The organism is Corallococcus sp. AB049A (assembly GCF_003668885.1).
GTDB lineage: Bacteria > Myxococcota > Myxococcia > Myxococcales > Myxococcaceae > Corallococcus > Corallococcus interemptor.
The window spans coordinates 1-14,681 of sequence record NZ_RAWL01000211.1; the positions used below are offsets into that span (position 1 = coordinate 1).

The 14,681-nt window shown below is 70.8% G+C and carries 13 protein-coding genes and 1 pseudogene; 11 read left to right on the forward strand and 3 right to left on the reverse strand.

Annotation, left to right across the window (positions count from 1 at the left end; genetic code table 11):
• The 6 genes from D7X55_RS22195 to D7X55_RS22220 all read left to right on the forward strand — a co-directional run.
• The coding region (locus tag D7X55_RS22195; RefSeq protein ID WP_121724115.1) for an MFS transporter at nt 1-3,049 on the forward strand (3,049 nt) is incomplete at its 5' end.
• Nucleotides 3,050-3,075: 26 nt separating this feature from the next.
• Entirely contained in the window at nt 3,076-3,756 is a 681-nt protein-coding gene (locus D7X55_RS22200) for a DUF6875 domain-containing protein (protein ID WP_121724116.1), read from the forward strand.
• 829 nt (nt 3,757-4,585) lie between these two features.
• Nucleotides 4,586-6,724: a methyl-accepting chemotaxis protein gene (locus tag D7X55_RS22205; protein WP_233609994.1), complete on the forward strand. Its 2,139-nt coding sequence runs from the start codon at nt 4,586-4,588 to the stop codon at nt 6,722-6,724.
• Between the two features lie 283 nt (nt 6,725-7,007).
• Nucleotides 7,008-7,646, forward strand: a complete 639-nt coding sequence (locus D7X55_RS22210) for a hemolysin III family protein (protein WP_121724118.1) — start codon at nt 7,008-7,010, stop codon at nt 7,644-7,646.
• A 452-nt stretch (nt 7,647-8,098) separates the two neighbouring features.
• Complete coding sequence (locus D7X55_RS45655; protein WP_306437739.1) at nt 8,099-8,509, forward strand: DUF6310 domain-containing protein; 411 nt, start codon at nt 8,099-8,101, stop codon at nt 8,507-8,509.
• The gene (locus tag D7X55_RS22220) at nt 8,506-9,252 is read left to right on the forward strand and encodes a DUF5953 family protein (RefSeq protein WP_121724119.1); all 747 of its coding nucleotides are present in this window, start codon (nt 8,506-8,508) and stop codon (nt 9,250-9,252) included. The genes D7X55_RS45655 and D7X55_RS22220 overlap by 4 nt, the downstream gene beginning before the upstream one ends.
• Here the strand turns inward: D7X55_RS22220 and D7X55_RS22225 are convergent.
• Nucleotides 9,249-10,265 (reverse strand): SDR family oxidoreductase, encoded by a 1,017-nt coding sequence (locus tag D7X55_RS22225; protein WP_120551382.1) that lies wholly within the window; start codon nt 10,263-10,265, stop codon nt 9,249-9,251. The genes D7X55_RS22220 and D7X55_RS22225 overlap by 4 nt on opposite strands.
• Nucleotides 10,266-10,535: 270 nt before the next feature.
• Here D7X55_RS22225 and D7X55_RS22230 point away from each other — a divergent pair, with 270 nt between their 5' ends.
• Together D7X55_RS22230 and D7X55_RS22235 are read left to right on the forward strand one after the other, a co-directional pair.
• On the forward strand, nt 10,536-11,276 hold the full coding sequence (locus tag D7X55_RS22230; RefSeq protein WP_147442901.1) for an SRPBCC family protein: 741 nt from the start codon (nt 10,536-10,538) through the stop codon (nt 11,274-11,276).
• Nucleotides 11,277-11,296: 20 nt separating this feature from the next.
• Nucleotides 11,297-12,466, forward strand: coding sequence for a zinc-dependent alcohol dehydrogenase (locus D7X55_RS22235; RefSeq protein WP_120551380.1), 1,170 nt, complete (start codon nt 11,297-11,299; stop codon nt 12,464-12,466).
• 30 nt (nt 12,467-12,496) lie between these two features.
• Here the strand turns inward: D7X55_RS22235 and D7X55_RS22240 are convergent, their stop codons facing one another.
• Complete coding sequence (locus D7X55_RS22240) at nt 12,497-12,829, reverse strand: hypothetical protein (protein WP_147442900.1); 333 nt, start codon at nt 12,827-12,829, stop codon at nt 12,497-12,499.
• A gap of 286 nt (nt 12,830-13,115) precedes the next feature.
• Between D7X55_RS22240 and D7X55_RS22245 the strand changes: the two genes are divergently transcribed.
• Nucleotides 13,116-13,541: an OsmC family peroxiredoxin gene (locus D7X55_RS22245; RefSeq protein ID WP_121724121.1), complete on the forward strand. Its 426-nt coding sequence runs from the start codon at nt 13,116-13,118 to the stop codon at nt 13,539-13,541.
• Nucleotides 13,542-13,550: 9 nt separating this feature from the next.
• Here D7X55_RS22245 and D7X55_RS22250 read toward each other — a convergent pair whose 3' ends face one another.
• Nucleotides 13,551-13,790, reverse strand: a complete 240-nt coding sequence (locus D7X55_RS22250; protein WP_121724122.1) for a hypothetical protein — start codon at nt 13,788-13,790, stop codon at nt 13,551-13,553.
• A 107-nt stretch (nt 13,791-13,897) separates the two neighbouring features.
• On the opposite strand from D7X55_RS22250, the gene D7X55_RS22255 reads away from it, so the two are divergent.
• Together D7X55_RS22255 and D7X55_RS22260 are read left to right on the forward strand one after the other, a co-directional pair.
• Complete coding sequence (locus D7X55_RS22255) at nt 13,898-14,473, forward strand: RNA polymerase sigma factor (RefSeq protein WP_121724123.1); 576 nt, start codon at nt 13,898-13,900, stop codon at nt 14,471-14,473.
• Between the two features lie 2 nt (nt 14,474-14,475).
• Nucleotides 14,476-14,681: pseudogene (locus D7X55_RS22260) on the forward strand (hypothetical protein); the annotation flags it as partial.

Here is a 14,681-nt window from a genome sequence, read left to right on the forward strand (position 1 = left end):
CTCACCGCCCGAGCCCCGGGGCCCGTCGCTGCCGCTGGGCAGGCCGCTGGGCAACACGCGCGTGTACGTGCTGGACGCGAGGGGACAGCCCGTCCCCGCCGGCGTCCCGGGCGAGCTGTACGTCGGCGGCGCGGGCGTCACGCGAGGCTACCTGGGACGCCCGGCCCTCACCGCCGAGCGCTTCCTCCCGGACCCCTTCGGCGACACGCCAGGAGGCCGCCTGTACCGCACGGGAGATCTGGCGCGCCTGGGGCCTGACGGCACGGTGACGTTCCTGGGCCGCATCGACCACCAGGTGAAGATCCGTGGCTACCGCATCGAGACAGGCGAAATCGAAGCGCTCATCCAGGCCCACGCGGGCGTCCGGGACGCGGTGGTGCTGCTGCGCGAGGACACCCCCGGAGACAAGCGGCTGGTGGCGTATCTGGTGCTCGCCGGAGCCGGGGCGTCCGCGCCGGACGCGGTCCTCACGGCCGTGCGCACGGGCCTGCGGGCAGCGCTGCCGGACTACATGGTGCCGGGCGCCTTCGTGGTCATCCCCACGCTGCCCCTCAACCCCAACGGCAAGCTGGACCGCTTCGCCCTGCCCGCGCCTGGCGTGGAGCGCACGCCGTCCGCCGGGCCCCACGTGGCGCCGCGCGACGAATTGGAGGCCCACATCGCTGGCGTCTGGGCCGGCGTGCTCGGCGTGAGCGAGGTGGGCATCGACGACAACTTCTTCGAGCTGGGCGGTGAGTCCTTCAAGGCGGTGCGCGCGGTGCGCGGCATGGGCCGCGACGTGAGCGTGATGGACCTGTTCCGCTTCCCCACCGTGCGCAGGCTGGCGGAGCACCTGTCGCGAGGCACCGCGCGGACGCAGGGGCTGCTCCACCGGCTGACGAAGGCAGACGCGAAGCCAGACGGCGTCACCTGGGTCTGCGTGCCCTTCGGCGGCGGCAGCGCCATCTCCTATCTCAACCTCGCGGAGCGGATGGCCGCGAAGGACGCGCTCCATGCCGTGGAGCTGCCCGGGCACGACTACGCCCGCCGGGATGACGCGCTCCAGCCCTTCGACACCGTCGCGCGCCAGGTGGCGGAGGAGGTCCTCCAGCGCGTGACGGGCCCCATCCTGCTGTACGGCCACTGCCTGGGCGCGGCGATGGCCGTGGCGGTGGCGAGGCACCTGGAGGAAGCCGGGGCCCCGCTGCTGGGCATCATGGTGGGCGGCTCGTTCCCGATGCCGCGGCTGCCGGGCGCGCTGTTCGACATCATCAGCAAGGTGCTGCCCACGGACGGCCTGGTGTCCACGCGCTCCATCGTGGACGGCCTGCTGGTGACGGGCGGCGCCTCGGGCGGCGAGGACCCGGCGGAGCTGGAGTTCCTGGCGCGCAACATGCGCCACGACGGCCGCGAGGCGGAGGACTTCTACACGCGCGCCTACCGGGGCGAGACGGGCCCGCCCCTGCGCACCCCGCTGGTCTGCGTGGTGGGCGAGCGCGACCGCGCGACGGAGTTCCACCAGGAGGAGTTCCTGGAGTGGGGCCGCTTCAGCCGGTCCATCTCGCTGGAGGTCATCCCCCACGCGGGCCACTTCTTCCAGAAGCACCAGGCGGCGGAGCTGGCCTCGCTGGGCCAGCGGCAGGCCGCGCGCTGGAGGCAGGGCCCCACGGGCGCCGCCGTCGAGCCCGCGTCTGGACCCGAGGCCCCCGCCACCGGGCGGACGGCCGCGCCCGGCCTGGGCACGTTCCTCACGGTGACGGGGGGACAGCTCGTGTCCATGGTGGGCACGGGCCTGTCCACGTTCGCGCTGGGCGTCTGGGCCTACCAGCACACGGGCGCGGTGTCCGGCTTCGCGCTGATGTCCACGCTGGGCCTCTTGCCCGGCATCCTCGCGCTGCCCATCGCGGGGGCGCTCGCGGACCGGTGGGACCGGCGGAGGATCATGATCGCCTGCGACGCGCTGACGCTGGCCACGGCCGCCGTCGCCGCCGCGCTGTCGTGGTCCGGAGCGCTCCAGATGTGGCACCTGTATGCGCTGGCCGTGGTGAGCGCGGTGACGAGCGCCTTCCGGCAGCCCGCGTACACGGCGGCCGTGGCCCAGCTCGCGCCCAAGCGCTACCTGGGCCACGCGAACGGCTTCGCGCAGCTGGGCGGCGCCACGGGCGTGATGCTGTCGCAGATGCTGGGCGGCGCGCTGATGCTGGCGCTGGGGCTGCACCGCATCCTGCTGCTGGACGTGGCCACCTACGCCGTCGCGCTGGTGACGCTGCTGGCGGTGCGCTTCCCCTCGGCCCTCTTCCGCAAGCAGGAGGAGCCTTTCCTCCAGGAGGTGACGCAGGGCTGGCGATACCTCCAGAAGCGCCAGGGCCTGCTGGCGCTGGCGGTGTTCTTCGCGCTGGGCAACTGCCTGGCCAGCGTCGCCAACGTGCTGGTGACCCCGCTGGTGCTGTCCTTCTCCTCGGCGGCGCGGCTGGGCTCGGTGATGGCCATGAACGGCGCGGGCATGCTCCTGGGCAGCCTGGTGATGAGCCTCTGGGGCGGGACGCGCCGGCGCATGGACGGCATGATTGGCTTCATCGCGCTGTTCGGTGTCTCCGCGGTGGGCATGGGCCTCAGGCCCGCGCTCGGCTTCCCCATGGTGGGCATGCTGGGCATCGGCGTGTGCACGGCCTTCATCAACGCGCACTGGCTGTCATTGGTGCAGGTGAAGGTCGGGCTGGAGCTGCAGGGCCGCGTGCTGGCGGCGAACCAGATGCTGGCGCGCTCGCTGATGCCGCTGGGCGCGTTCGCCGCGGGCCGGCTGGTGGATGGCGTCTTCACGCCGCTGCTCGCGGAGGAGCGCGTTGCGTCCGCGCTCGCGCCGCTGCTGGGGGAAGGTCCGGGACGCGGCATCGCGCTGCTGGTGGTGCTCACCGGCGTGCTGTCGCTGCTGCTGACGGTCCTGGGCTTCCTCTACGCGCCCCTGCGCCGCGTGGAGGACGCGCTGCCGGACGCCATTCCCGACCCCGTCATCCTGGACAAGGACGCCCTGCAACAACAGGCCGACCGCCAGCTGTCGAAGGCCGCCTAGGCACCGCCCCCTTCGAGGACCCCGCCATGCGCGTTCACCCCGACGACCCCTCCTGCTGGCTGTTCGACCTGTCCGACCTCTCCGGCGACGCGGACGCCCCGCCCGGCACGGACCTGCACGTGGCCCGGCAGGCGGTGCACTGGGCCCGCTCGTACCTCTCCGCGCCGCACCCGGAGCTGGGACGGCCGGGCCTGGTGTGTCCCTTCGTGCCCCGCTCGCTGGACCTGTCGCTGTTCTTCCCCACCGTCCGCCGCGGCATGGAGTTCACGCCCGGCGACATCGAGGCGGCGGTGCTCCGCTACCGTGACTGGTTCCTCCAGCTGGAGCCGCGCGAGGGGCGGGATGCGCAGTACAAGTCCATCCTCCTCCTCTTCCCGGACCTGCGGCCGGAGGACTATGCGCGCCTCATCGACGGCCCGCAGGAGCGGCTCAAGCCCGCCTTCGTGGCGGAAGGGTTGATGGTGGGCCAGTTCCACGGCGCGCCGCCCGCGAACCCCGGCCTGTGGAACCCGGACTTCCGGCCGCTGAAGAGCCCCATGCCCATGCTCGTCATCCGCCACATGGTGCCCAGCGACCTGCCCTTCCTCACCGGCGCGCGCCCACTGGTGGAGTCCTATGTGGCCCGCTTCAACGGGAGGCTGTCGGCGAAGCAGCAGGAGCTGATCGCCCGGCTGCACCCGGGCATCCCGACGTCGAGACAGAGGTGACGACGGGAGCGGACGCGCCCCCCGGCCCGGGGGCCTCAGGGCAGCTTCGCCGCGGCCAGGACGAGCAGCAGCGTGGCCTCCTCGTAGTCCACGCCCTTCACCACGGAGAACACCGCGCCCGCCACCAGCAGCACCTGCGTCAGCACCCAGGCCGCGTCCAGACGCCGTTGCAGGCCCCGCGCTCACGTCCTCGCCGCGGAAATGTGACAACTCGCGGTGCAGCACGTACGCGGCCACGCCCAGCAGAAGCAGTGGCAGCGCCGCGGTGAGGACGCTCTGGACCTTCGACATGCCGGCTCTCCCCTGGACGGGAGGACTGAGCATCCGGCGCGCCCTGCCGCGCGAAGAGAGAGAGCACGGTCACCGGCCCGAAACGCCCCACCCTCACGGGAGGGCCGTCCCGGCCTGACTGTCATTGCGTGCCTGGCCCGGACGGCCCCTGTGCCGAACGCACGCCTGAGACCAGGGTCCAAGGAGGCCCGGTTCTTCACTCCGCGCATTGTCCTGGGCGGCGCCATGCCGGGCCCTCGCTGGCCCGGCTCCCTTCAGGCCGCGCGCGACTCGCGGATCCACGGCCCGGCGCGCCCAGAGGAACAACGGACCTCCAGGGTAGTGCCCGGAGACAGAACCGGCTTCACGGCGAGCCTGAGAACAATTCCATGTTTTACGATTCTGTCCGGGCATGCTCACGCACGACGTGGACCGTGCGTGAAACGCGAAGGCTGGAGGCACGGCGGGCGAGGCATCAGGGACCCATTTTACTTTGACCCCCCTGGCGCTGGAGCATGTGTCCTGAATGTGTCGCTCCCGTGTCTTCGCACTCGATTTCATGACCCAGCTCTCTGACTTCCGCGGCCCCCGGAAGCCCCTCGCCCCGCGGCTCGCGGCGGTGGGAACCCTGCTGCTGATGCTCCTCGCGTTCGCGCCCGCCGCGCACGCGGAGGCAGTCCGGCCGACGACGAAGCACGCACTCGATGGATGGCGCTTCCGCTGGGGCGACTCGCCGCTGGGGCCTGACGGCGTGCCCACGTGGGCGACGGAGCCGGAGGACGCGGCCGGCTGGCAGCCCGTGGACGCGCTCAAGGAGCCGCCGGGCCGCACGACGGAAGACTTCCTCTGGCTGCGCATCCCCGTGCCCCAGGGCCCGTGGCTGGAGCCCGCCCTCTTCCTGGGCAACGTCACCAACGTCTTCGAGGCCTACGCCGGAGGCCAGCGCATCTACGGCACCGGGACGCTGGCGCCCGGTGGCAACGAGTCGATGGAGAACCTGGCCTGGCACCTGGTGCCCGTGCCGCCCTCGGCCCTGGGCCACTCCGTGCTCCTGCGCATCCAGGCCCACGGCCCCATTGGCGTCACCCGCGACGCGAAGGTGGGCTCCCGCCATGAGCTGCTCGCGGAGGTGACGCGCGCGGGCCTGGCGCCCTTCGTCATGGGCACGCTCCTGGTCGGCATTGGCGTGGTGGCGCTGGGCGCCGCCCTCCTGCGCCGCCAGTGGCGGATGCTCGCCGCGCTGACGGTGTTCTCGGCGGGCTCGGGCGCGCTGCTGCTCGGCTCCAGCGGCTTCTTCACGGCGCTCTGGAACCAGCCGGTGATCGGCAGCGTGCTCACGCTGGTCGGCTCGTACGCCATCGTCCCCAGCCTGGCGTTGTTCGTCTCCGACACCATTGGCACGGAGCGGCTGCGCTGGTTCCGCTGGGGCGCCATCTTCGTCTCCGGCCTGGCGCTCCTCCAGTCGGTGATCGCGGTCGCGGACCTGAGCACCGCGTGGCGGCTCCTGCCCGCCTTCGCCCTCTACTCGCTGCCCGGCCTGCTGGTCTGCGTGGGCGTCGCCGTGGTCCAGGCGTGGAAGGGGGACAAGGACGCGCGCATCTTCGTCGCGGGCCTGGGCGGGCTCACCTTCGTGTCCATCCTCGCCACGCTGCCGGTCGTGGGGATGATGGAGACCGCCGACAGCCAGATGCACTGGGGCTTCTTCGCGGTCGCCGTGTCGCTGGTGGCCATCGTGGCGCGCCGCTCCGCGGAGGTGGTGCGCGCGCTGGCGGAGTACACGCACCAGCTGGACGCGCGCCGCAAGGACGTGCGCCTCCTGGCGGAAGGCATGGGCCGGGGCGCGGACGAGCTCGCCGCCGTCGTGCAGCAGCTGCACACCTCCAGCGAGGAGCAGACGGTGGGCATCAGCCGCCAGGCCGCCGCGCTGCGCGAGCTGGAGGCGACGGTGGAGGAGATCCGCCAGGGCTCGCACCTGACGGCGGACAAGGCGCGCGTGCTGGCGGCGTCCGCGGAGAGCGCGGAGGCGGTGGGCCGCGAGGGTGGCGCCGCGCTGGAGCGCACGCTGACGGACCTGGCCGCCATCCGCGCGGAGGTGTCCGGGATGGCCTCGCGCATCCTCGCGCTGGACGAGCGCACCCGCGAGGTGTCCAGCATCGTCGACGACGTGAAGACGCTGGCGGACCAGTCCAACATGCTGGCCATCAACGCGGCCATCGAGGCGGTGCGCAACGGCGACAGCGGCAAGGGCTTTGGCGTGGTGGCCAAGGAGATGCGCCGGCTGGCGGACCAGTCCATCCGCGCCACCGAGCGCATCCGCGACGTGCTCGACGGCGTGAGCATGAGCATGCGCGAGGCCGCGCAGATGAGCGAGCAGGGCGAGGGGCGCGTGCAGGTGAGCCTGGACGCGGTCCGCAACTCCGGCGCGCAGCTGCAGAAGCTGGCGGCCATCATCGGAGACACGTCCGGCAGCGTCCGGCAGATCACCCAGGCCGTGGCCCAGCAGGACTCGGGCACGCATCAGATTGCCCAGGCCATCCAGGAGCTGTCCGGCCAGATGCAGCGCACGCTCCAGGCGGTGGAGGAGACGCGCACCGTCACCCAGTCCGTGCAGACGCTGGCGGAGGTCATGTCGAGCGCGGCGGGCAAGGCGCTGCGCTCCGGCACCCTGGACGACCAGCAGAAGCCCGCGGTCGCGTGAAGCCCGGGCCCCGGCCCGGCTACACTCCAGGGGCCATGGTGCCCCTGACCGACCATTCCGGGCTGTCCGTTGAGCAGCGCGCCGCGCTGGACGCCCACGCCGACGAGCACCGTGGACGGGGACGTCATCCTGGGCCACGCCGCGTGCCGGGTGCCGTCCGGAGCCGCGCGCTGACATCCGGGCGACACTCGTCCGGCGGCATGCGTCGACCGCGTGACGTCCGGAGCACGGACGCGCGCGGACGCTGACGAAGCCGTGACGTGCCGGAAGTACGAGCACCGGCATGGAAGAGAGTGTGAAGCCCCGGTTGCGCGGCCTGTCCCACGTCATCGCGTTCGTGGCGGCGCTGGTGGGCTGTGTGCGGCTGGCGCAGCTGCCGGTGCAGGGCATGCAGTACGCGGCGAACCTGGTGTTTGGCGGCAGCCTGGTGCTGATGTTCGGCGTGAGCGGGGGCTATCACTGGCCCACCTGGAGCCAGGCGACGTACCACCGGATCCGCCGGTTCGACCACGCGGCCATCTTCATCCTCATCGCGGGGAGCTTCACGCCGCTGGCGACGTTGGACCCCATGGGAGGCCTGAGCCAGCGGCTGCTCTGGGTGATGTGGGGCGCGGCGCTGACGGGCGCCACGCTGACCCTCGCGGGCATCTCCGCGTCGCGAGGGCTGCGCTCGGGGCTCTACGTGGCGCTGGGCTGCGTGGCGGCCCCGGTGTTCTGGAACCTGCCCGGGGTGATGGGCCAGGACCGCGTGGGCTGGCTCTTCTTCGGGGCGGTGCTCTACGCGGTGGGCGCGGTGGTGTACGCGCGCCGCTGGCCGGACCCCATCCCGCACGTCTTCGGCTACCACGAGGTGTTCCACGTCATGGTCGTCGCCGCGGCCGCCACGCACTACGCTGTGCTGCTGGACTTCGTGGGACGTTAGGAAGACCGTGGCCATGCGTTTTCGCGCGTGCATCACGCTCCTGCTTTTCATTTCAGCCTGTGCCGCGACGGAGCCCATCGCGAAGGCGCCCGCGGCTCGGGGCCGGAGGATTTCCAATCTCCAGCGAGCGGCGGCGCTGCCCTGGAGGGATGGTGGGCGGTGCGTCGTCCGCGAAGCGTCCCAGCCGTGGCCCGTCCTGGTGGAGCGGTGCTACCGGGACCTGGACCAGGACCGGGTCGAGTTCCACGACACGACGGGAAGATGCACGGTCGCCTCCGCGGATGCCGCTGCCATCGGGCTTGGGTTCTGCGTGCTGGCAGCGCCTGAGATCGCCCTGGGAGCCGTGATCGCCCTGGGCGTGGTGGCGCTCGCCGTCGCCATTAAAGGCGACGCCCCGGGAAGCTGTAACGAAGCGCAAGCCCGAGCTGGAACCGGAGCCAGCGGGGAAGGGCTTGAAGCCTCCTGTGCCTCCTGTGCCCGTGGACCGGACGCGCCACGCCAGCTGCGAGCCGGTTCCAGTGCCTCACGCGGGCGAGGATCGCTGGCACAACGAATGCGCCGACAAATTCCCGCCCAACCGCTATCCCGGTCACGACGTCCTCGTGAACGGAAAGCGCTTTGATGCGCTACAAGTCGGCGCGCGTGTGCTGTGGGAAATCAAGACATATCAATTCGACACGTACAGTGACTTCCTGAGGGATCGAGTGATCGAGGAGCAGGTGGAAGAGTTCCAGGAGGATCGCAACATCGCCGCAGCATGCGGGTATGACTTCATCGTTGGGGTGAGCAGTGCCGCCCACAAGGCAGCGCTGATTCAACAAGATCCCGGCCTCAAGGTCGTTGTCACGAGGTGCCAGCGATGACCGTTCGAAAGCGCCTCCAATTGACCGTCTACGCCCCCTCACTCGAAGGGCGCGACGGCCGTCCACTCGCTGTCGTCCGTGGCATGGAACTGGCATTGCCCGGCTTGCGCCTGGAGTGGGAGATCAACAAAGAAGGGCGCCCCATCCACTTACCGAACCGTGAGGCGTGGCTCACCGAGGCAGCAACACGCGGAAAGCTCCCGTTGCTATGCAACGGCGACGAGAGCTATCCCGTAACCCTCTCCGGGATGCGGCGCTTTGCAAGCGCAAGCGCTGGCGGTCAGCCGCAATTGCAAATCCATGCAAAGCTACCAGAGGACGCTGCCGTCCTCAGGGCAGCGGCGGATGTGCTTGAAGCCGTCGCCGAGGGCGCACGCGCGTTCTGGGGGCGTGCGACGCCAGACGACGCCGCAGTGGACATCGCGTATCAGACAGCCCCCACACTGGAAGGACCACCCTCCCCGCGCCGGGGGCTGCCCGCCCTGAAGCTGTTCCAGCACATCCGCTCGCCCGAGATCCCCTATTACCTCGGGTGGCTGAACTACTGGTCGGAGGCCTCCGCACGGGCCATCGGGTTCCCGGATCCTGCTCGCGACACCGGATTGCTCTCACGTGCGCGGCGCACGGCGACGGGCGGGTGGCTCGTGCAGCTCACCGAGACCCCACTCGACCTGGACGACCCCGCCCATCTGGAAGCGCTCAAGGGAGCCTACGAGCGCTTCCCTGAAATCGGCGGCCGCTAGGGATTGCCGCGTCCGCCGGACGCGCCGTAGATCTGCCCGGTGGTGTAGCTGGCCTGGGCGCTGGCGAGCTCCACGTACACGGACGCGAGCTCCGCGGGCTGGCCGGGGCGTCCCATGGGCGTGTTCTCCCCGAACTTGACCAGGTTCTCCTGCGTCTGGCCTCCGCTCACCTGCAGCGGCGTCCAGAACGGACCCGGCGCGACGCCGTTCACCCGGATGCCCTGCTTCGCCAGCTGCTTCGCCAGGGCCTTGGTGAAGATCATGATGCCGCCCTTGGTCATCGCGTAGTCCAGCAGGTTCTCCGACGGGTCGTACGCGTTCACCGACGTGGTGTTGATGATGGCCGACCCCGGCTTGAGGTGCGGCACAGCCGCCTTGGTGATCCAGAACATCGCGTAGAGGTTCGTCTTCACCGTCCAGTCGAACTGCTCGCTGGTGATGTCCAGGATGGAGTCCTGCGTCGCCTGCTTCGCGGCGTTGTTGACCAGGATGTCCAGCCCGCCCAGCTTCGCCACCGCGTCCGCGACCAGCTTCTTGCAGACCGCCTCCGTCCGGATGTCCCCGGGCAGCGCCACCGCCTTGCGCCCCTCCGCCTTGATGAGCGCCACCACCTCCTGCGCGTCCGGCTCCTCCGCCGGCAGGTAGTTGATGGCCACGTCCGCGCCCTCGCGCGCGTAGGCGATGGCGGCCGCGCGGCCAATGCCAGAGTCCCCGCCGGTGATGAGCGCCTTGCGGCCCGCGAGCCGCCCGGAGCCCCTGTAGCTCTTCTCCCCGTGGTCCGGCCGGGGGTTCATCTTGCTCGCGAGCCCCGGCCACGGCTGCGACTGCTTGTCGAACGGCGGCTTCGGATACAGCCCCACCGGGTTCTGCAACGGCTGCGCGGGCACGGCCGCCGTCCCCGCGTCCGGAGCCGCCGCGGCGGGCGTCGTGGCGAACACGGCGGCGATGCCCGTCGCCAGTCCCCCGACAATCTGACGGCGTGAAGGCGCGTTGCTGTTGTCATCCGATTCCATCGTGTGGCTCCTGGGCTTTGGGGGAAGGCGTCAGGACCTAAGCGGGTCCGGGTGCCCCGGGGTGAAGCCATTCACGCCAACGGACGGCTGGGAGACACCCCGGCCCGCGCCGGGCACGACGAATGTCTGACACCGCACGCCGGCCGCTCCGCCCCTCTGCTGAAGGCCGCCGGACCGGCGGCCCCTCCGCCCCGGCGCCAGGCGCGGTTGTCCCCGCGCGCTCCGGGCCCAAGGTTCGCGGGAGTGCCTGACGCCAGGCCAGGAGGAACCATGGCGAGTTCACGAACGACGACGGCCCTGCGGGAAATCCGCTCCCGGGGAGAGGAGTCCTGGGGAGAGGTTCGCTCAGGGCAATGGAGCAAGGCCGCTTCGGCCGTGGTCGCTGGCACGCTCATGTCCCTGGGCCTGAGACGCCGCTCCCTCGGGGGCACGGTGGTGGCCCTGGCCAGCGGCGCCCTGCTCTACCGGGGCCTGCAAGGCCGGAAGGCACACCGCCCGGCGGCGGGCAGGGAGACACGCCACGGGCACGCCGTGGAGGTGGAGCACACCCTCACCGTGCGTCGTCCGGCGGAGGTGCTCTATCGCCTGTGGCGTGAGCCCTCCACGCTGAACCTCCTGATGGTGGACTTCGCGCAGGTCACGACCACGGCCGACGGTGCAACGCATTGGGAGATCCAGGAGCCGCTGGGACGCACGCTGAGCTTCGACTCGCGCGTGGTGGAGGACCACCCGCCGGAGCTCATCCTCTGGGAGTCCACGAAGGACAGCGCGGTGAAGACGCAAGGCTGGGTGCGCTTCCGTCCCGCCCCGGCGGACTTCGGCACGGAGGTGACGCTGCACCTGGCCCTGTCACCTCCGGGAGGAGTGGTCGTGGAGGCGCTGGCGAAGCGGATGCGCGCCATCCCGGCCATGCGGGCCATGAAGGTGCTGCGCCGGTTCAAGAGCCTGGCGGAGACCGGGGAGATTCCCACGCTGGACCACAACCCTTCCGCTCGCGTGCGCGCGGACTGACCCTGGAGGAGGACGAAGCCATGCGAGCCCTTTGCTGGAACGGCGTGAACGACCTGCGGGTGGAGACCGTCCCGGATCCGGAGATCGTCAACCCGCACGACGCCATCCTCCGCGTCACCATGTCCACCACCTGCGGCTCCGACCTGCACTTCATCGACGGCTACCTCCCGACGATGAAGGCGGGCGACATCATCGGCCACGAGTTCATGGGCGAGGTCGTGGAGGTGGGGCGCGACGTGAAGAAGGTGAAGAAGGGGGACCGCGTCGTCGTGCCCTCCTTCATCGTCTGCGGCAACTGCTGGTACTGCGACCACGAGCTCTGGTCGCTGTGTGACAACACCAACCCGAAGCCTGAATACCAGCAGGTGGCGTTCGGCTACCCCACGGCCGGCATCTACGGCTACACGCATGCCTTCGGAGGCTACGCGGGCGCGCACGCGCAGTTCGTCCGGGTGCCCCACGCGGACAACGACTGCTTCCTCGTGCCCCCGGGCCTGCGCGACGAGAAGGTCATCTTCCTCTCCGACGCGGCCCCCACGGGCTACATGGGCGCGGACTTCTGCGGCATCCAGCCGGGAGACACCATCGCCGTGTGGGGCGCGGGCGGCGTGGGCCTGATGGCCATGCGCAGCGCCTGGCTGATGGGCGCCGGGCGCGTCATCGCCGTGGACCGGTTCCCGGAGCGCCTGGCCATGGCGGAGCGGTTCACCGGCGCGGAGACCGTGGACTACAGCCAGGTGGAGAGCGTGGTGGACGTGCTCCGGGAGATGACCGGAGGCCGCGGTCCGGATGCGTGCATCGACGCGGTGGGCATGGAGGCCCACGGCACCGGGCCGGGCTACGCGTATGACCGGGCGAAGCAGGCCCTGCACCTGCACTCGGACCGGGGGCAGGCCCTGCGCGAGGCCATCCTCGCCTGCCGCAAGGGCGGCACGCTGTCCGTGCTGGGCGTGTATGGCTTGATGGACAAGTTCCCCTTCGGCGCCATCATGAACAAGGGCCTCACGCTGCGCACCGCGCAGCAGCACGGGCAGAAGTACATGCACCGGCTGCTGGACCACGTGGTGAAGGGCGAGCTGGATCCATCGTTCCTCGCCACGCACCACTTCTCCCTGGAGGACGCGCCCAGGGGCTACGAGTTCTTCAAACAGAAGAAGGATGGCTGCGTGAGGGCCGTGTTCACTTCTTGAGCGGCGCGCGCCCGCGCTGAGAAGCAATGCCTAGCAGCTGGTGCAGACCGGCCGGATGACCTGCCAGCTGCCGCAGCCGTTGTCGCCGCAGCACGTCTGGTAGAGCGTGCCGGCGCGGCCGTAGGCGCCCGCCGGCCAGCTGCCGTCGCCGCCCACCTCGCGGCACGCGGCGCAGGTCGAGGACCAGACGTACCGGTCCGCCACGTACTGGCCCACGGCACAGCTGGGCGTCTTGCCGATGCCCTGCTCCACCTGCGCGGTCTCGTCGACGGGCGCCGTTTCCTGCTCGGACGCCGGACCACAGGCGGAGAGGAGGCCCACGGAGAAGGTCGTCAAAACCAAGGCGCGGATCATGTTTCGCATGCGGGAGGCTCCAGGTGGCGGAGGCGGAAATGCCTCGCACCCGAAGTCCCGCAGAAAGCGATAGCCCGCGCAACACCGGCGTCTGTCTTCGCGCCCCGCTGTTTCTTTCCTGCCCGGGTGCTGGCAATGACTCTCTTTCGTCCGCCATGCGTCCTTGACGGCGCCAAGCGTCCACTCCCCGGCAGAACCCCGCACGCGGTGCCGCCGCGCCCGTGCGAGCGCCCTACCCTCCGCACGCACCGGACGCGGCAAGGGTGCCGCGCCACGTGAAGGGGAGACGAACGCCATGGGCATCAGCAAGGGCAGTGCGCAGTGGAACGGCGGGTTCAAGGACGGCACGGGGACGATGAAGCCCGGCCACGCCACGGACGTGCCGTTCTCCGTGGGCACCCGCTTCGAGGGCCAGCAGGGCAGCAACCCCGAGGAGATGATTGGCGCGGCGCTCTCCGGGTGCTTCTCCATGGCCCTGTCGGTGGGGCTGGAGAAGGCGGGCCTGAAGCCCACGCGCATCCAGACGAACGCGGACGTGCACCTGGACAAGCAGGCTGACGGCTTCGCCATCACCACCATCGAGCTGACCTGCGAGGCCACCGTCCCCGGCGCCAACGACGCCCAGTTCCAGAAGATCGCCGAGGACACCAAGAAGGGCTGCCCCGTGTCCAAGGCGCTCGCCGGCGCGAACATCACGCTGAAGGCGAAGCTCGCGGCCTGACCGCCGGCCTCAAGCGCCGGCGCACGCGTCCCGGCACTCCTGCCGGCACGCGACGACCTCCGGGGTGTTGCCCACGCAGGTCGAGTAGCACTGGCTCAGGCACGGCGTGAGCGCATGCTCCGCCGTCCCGGGCTGCTCCCCGGCGGGCTCCTCCACCGGGGCGGCCTGCTCCGGAGGGCGATCCGCGGGCCCACAGGCCGACAACAGCCACCCCACCGCGGCCAGCGCCATCACCCATTCGCGCCTCATCCGTCACGCCTCCGCTGGAAGATGAAGGCCCGCAGTGTAGCCTGCGAAAGGCAGTGGAAGAATCCGGCCCCGTGGCCGATTCGCCCAAAGGGAGGTCTTTCTCGCAGGTGGGTGAGACGGACGACGTCACGGACGCGGTTCGGCGCGCGACGCAGGGGGAGTCGTCCGCCTTCAGCGAGCTGTACCGGCGCACCCGCCCCCTGGTGGCCCGTCTGGTGGCGGGTTTTGGCACATTGGATCCCGACGAGGCGGAGGACGTCCTCCAAGAATCCTATGTGCGGGCGTTCCGGGGGTTGGCCCAGCTGAAGTCAGCGGGAGCCTTCACCCCGTGGTTGCTGACCATCGCGCGCAACCGGGCGCGCACGCGGCTGGAGCGCCGGACGCTGCTCCAGCGGATGGAGGAGGAACTGGTGGACCCGACACCGGAGACGGTGCCGGCCCTGCCACCCATGCTCCAGGTGGAGCGGGACATCGAAGTGGTGCGGCAGCTCATCGCGGAGCTGCCCGAAGGCGAGGAGAAGAAGACCGTGCAGCTCTTCTACATCGAAGGTCAGCTCTCCGCGCGGGAGATCGCCGAGAAGCTCGGCGTGGGCAAGAGCACGGTCACCATGCGGCTGGAGCGGTTCCGTGGGCGCATCAAGCGCGAGCTCCTCCAGCGGGTGCTCGCCGGACGGTGGGAATAGGCATGCGACACCTGGATGCCACCGCGATGGCCGAGCTCACCGCGCGAGACCCCGCCGCGGTCGCCTGGTTCCGTGAGCACCTGGCCTCGCCCTGCGAGGTCTGCGAGACGTTCCTCGCCACGCACGCGGACGCGCTGGATGGGCACACGGACGCCCTGCTCCTGGCGCTCGCGCCCGCGAAGCCTGAAGCAGACGCCCCCCTCATCCC

Bases quoted from the DNA above. Each gene is read 5' to 3' on its own strand.
- D7X55_RS22200 (WP_121724116.1), top strand. From the start codon at position 3,076: ATGCGCGTTCACCCCGACGACCCCTCCTGCTGGCTGTTCGACCTGTCC.
- D7X55_RS22205 (WP_233609994.1), top strand. From the start codon at position 4,586: ATGACCCAGCTCTCTGACTTCCGCGGCCCCCGGAAGCCCCTCGCCCCG.
- D7X55_RS22210 (WP_121724118.1), top strand. From the start codon at position 7,008: ATGGAAGAGAGTGTGAAGCCCCGGTTGCGCGGCCTGTCCCACGTCATC.
- D7X55_RS22220 (WP_121724119.1), top strand. From the start codon at position 8,506: ATGACCGTTCGAAAGCGCCTCCAATTGACCGTCTACGCCCCCTCACTC.
- D7X55_RS22225 (WP_120551382.1), bottom strand. From the start codon at position 10,265: ATGGAATCGGATGACAACAGCAACGCGCCTTCACGCCGTCAGATTGTC.
- D7X55_RS22230 (WP_147442901.1), top strand. From the start codon at position 10,536: ATGGCGAGTTCACGAACGACGACGGCCCTGCGGGAAATCCGCTCCCGG.
- D7X55_RS22235 (WP_120551380.1), top strand. From the start codon at position 11,297: ATGCGAGCCCTTTGCTGGAACGGCGTGAACGACCTGCGGGTGGAGACC.
- D7X55_RS22240 (WP_147442900.1), bottom strand. From the start codon at position 12,829: ATGCGAAACATGATCCGCGCCTTGGTTTTGACGACCTTCTCCGTGGGC.
- D7X55_RS22245 (WP_121724121.1), top strand. From the start codon at position 13,116: ATGGGCATCAGCAAGGGCAGTGCGCAGTGGAACGGCGGGTTCAAGGAC.
- D7X55_RS22250 (WP_121724122.1), bottom strand. From the start codon at position 13,790: ATGAGGCGCGAATGGGTGATGGCGCTGGCCGCGGTGGGGTGGCTGTTG.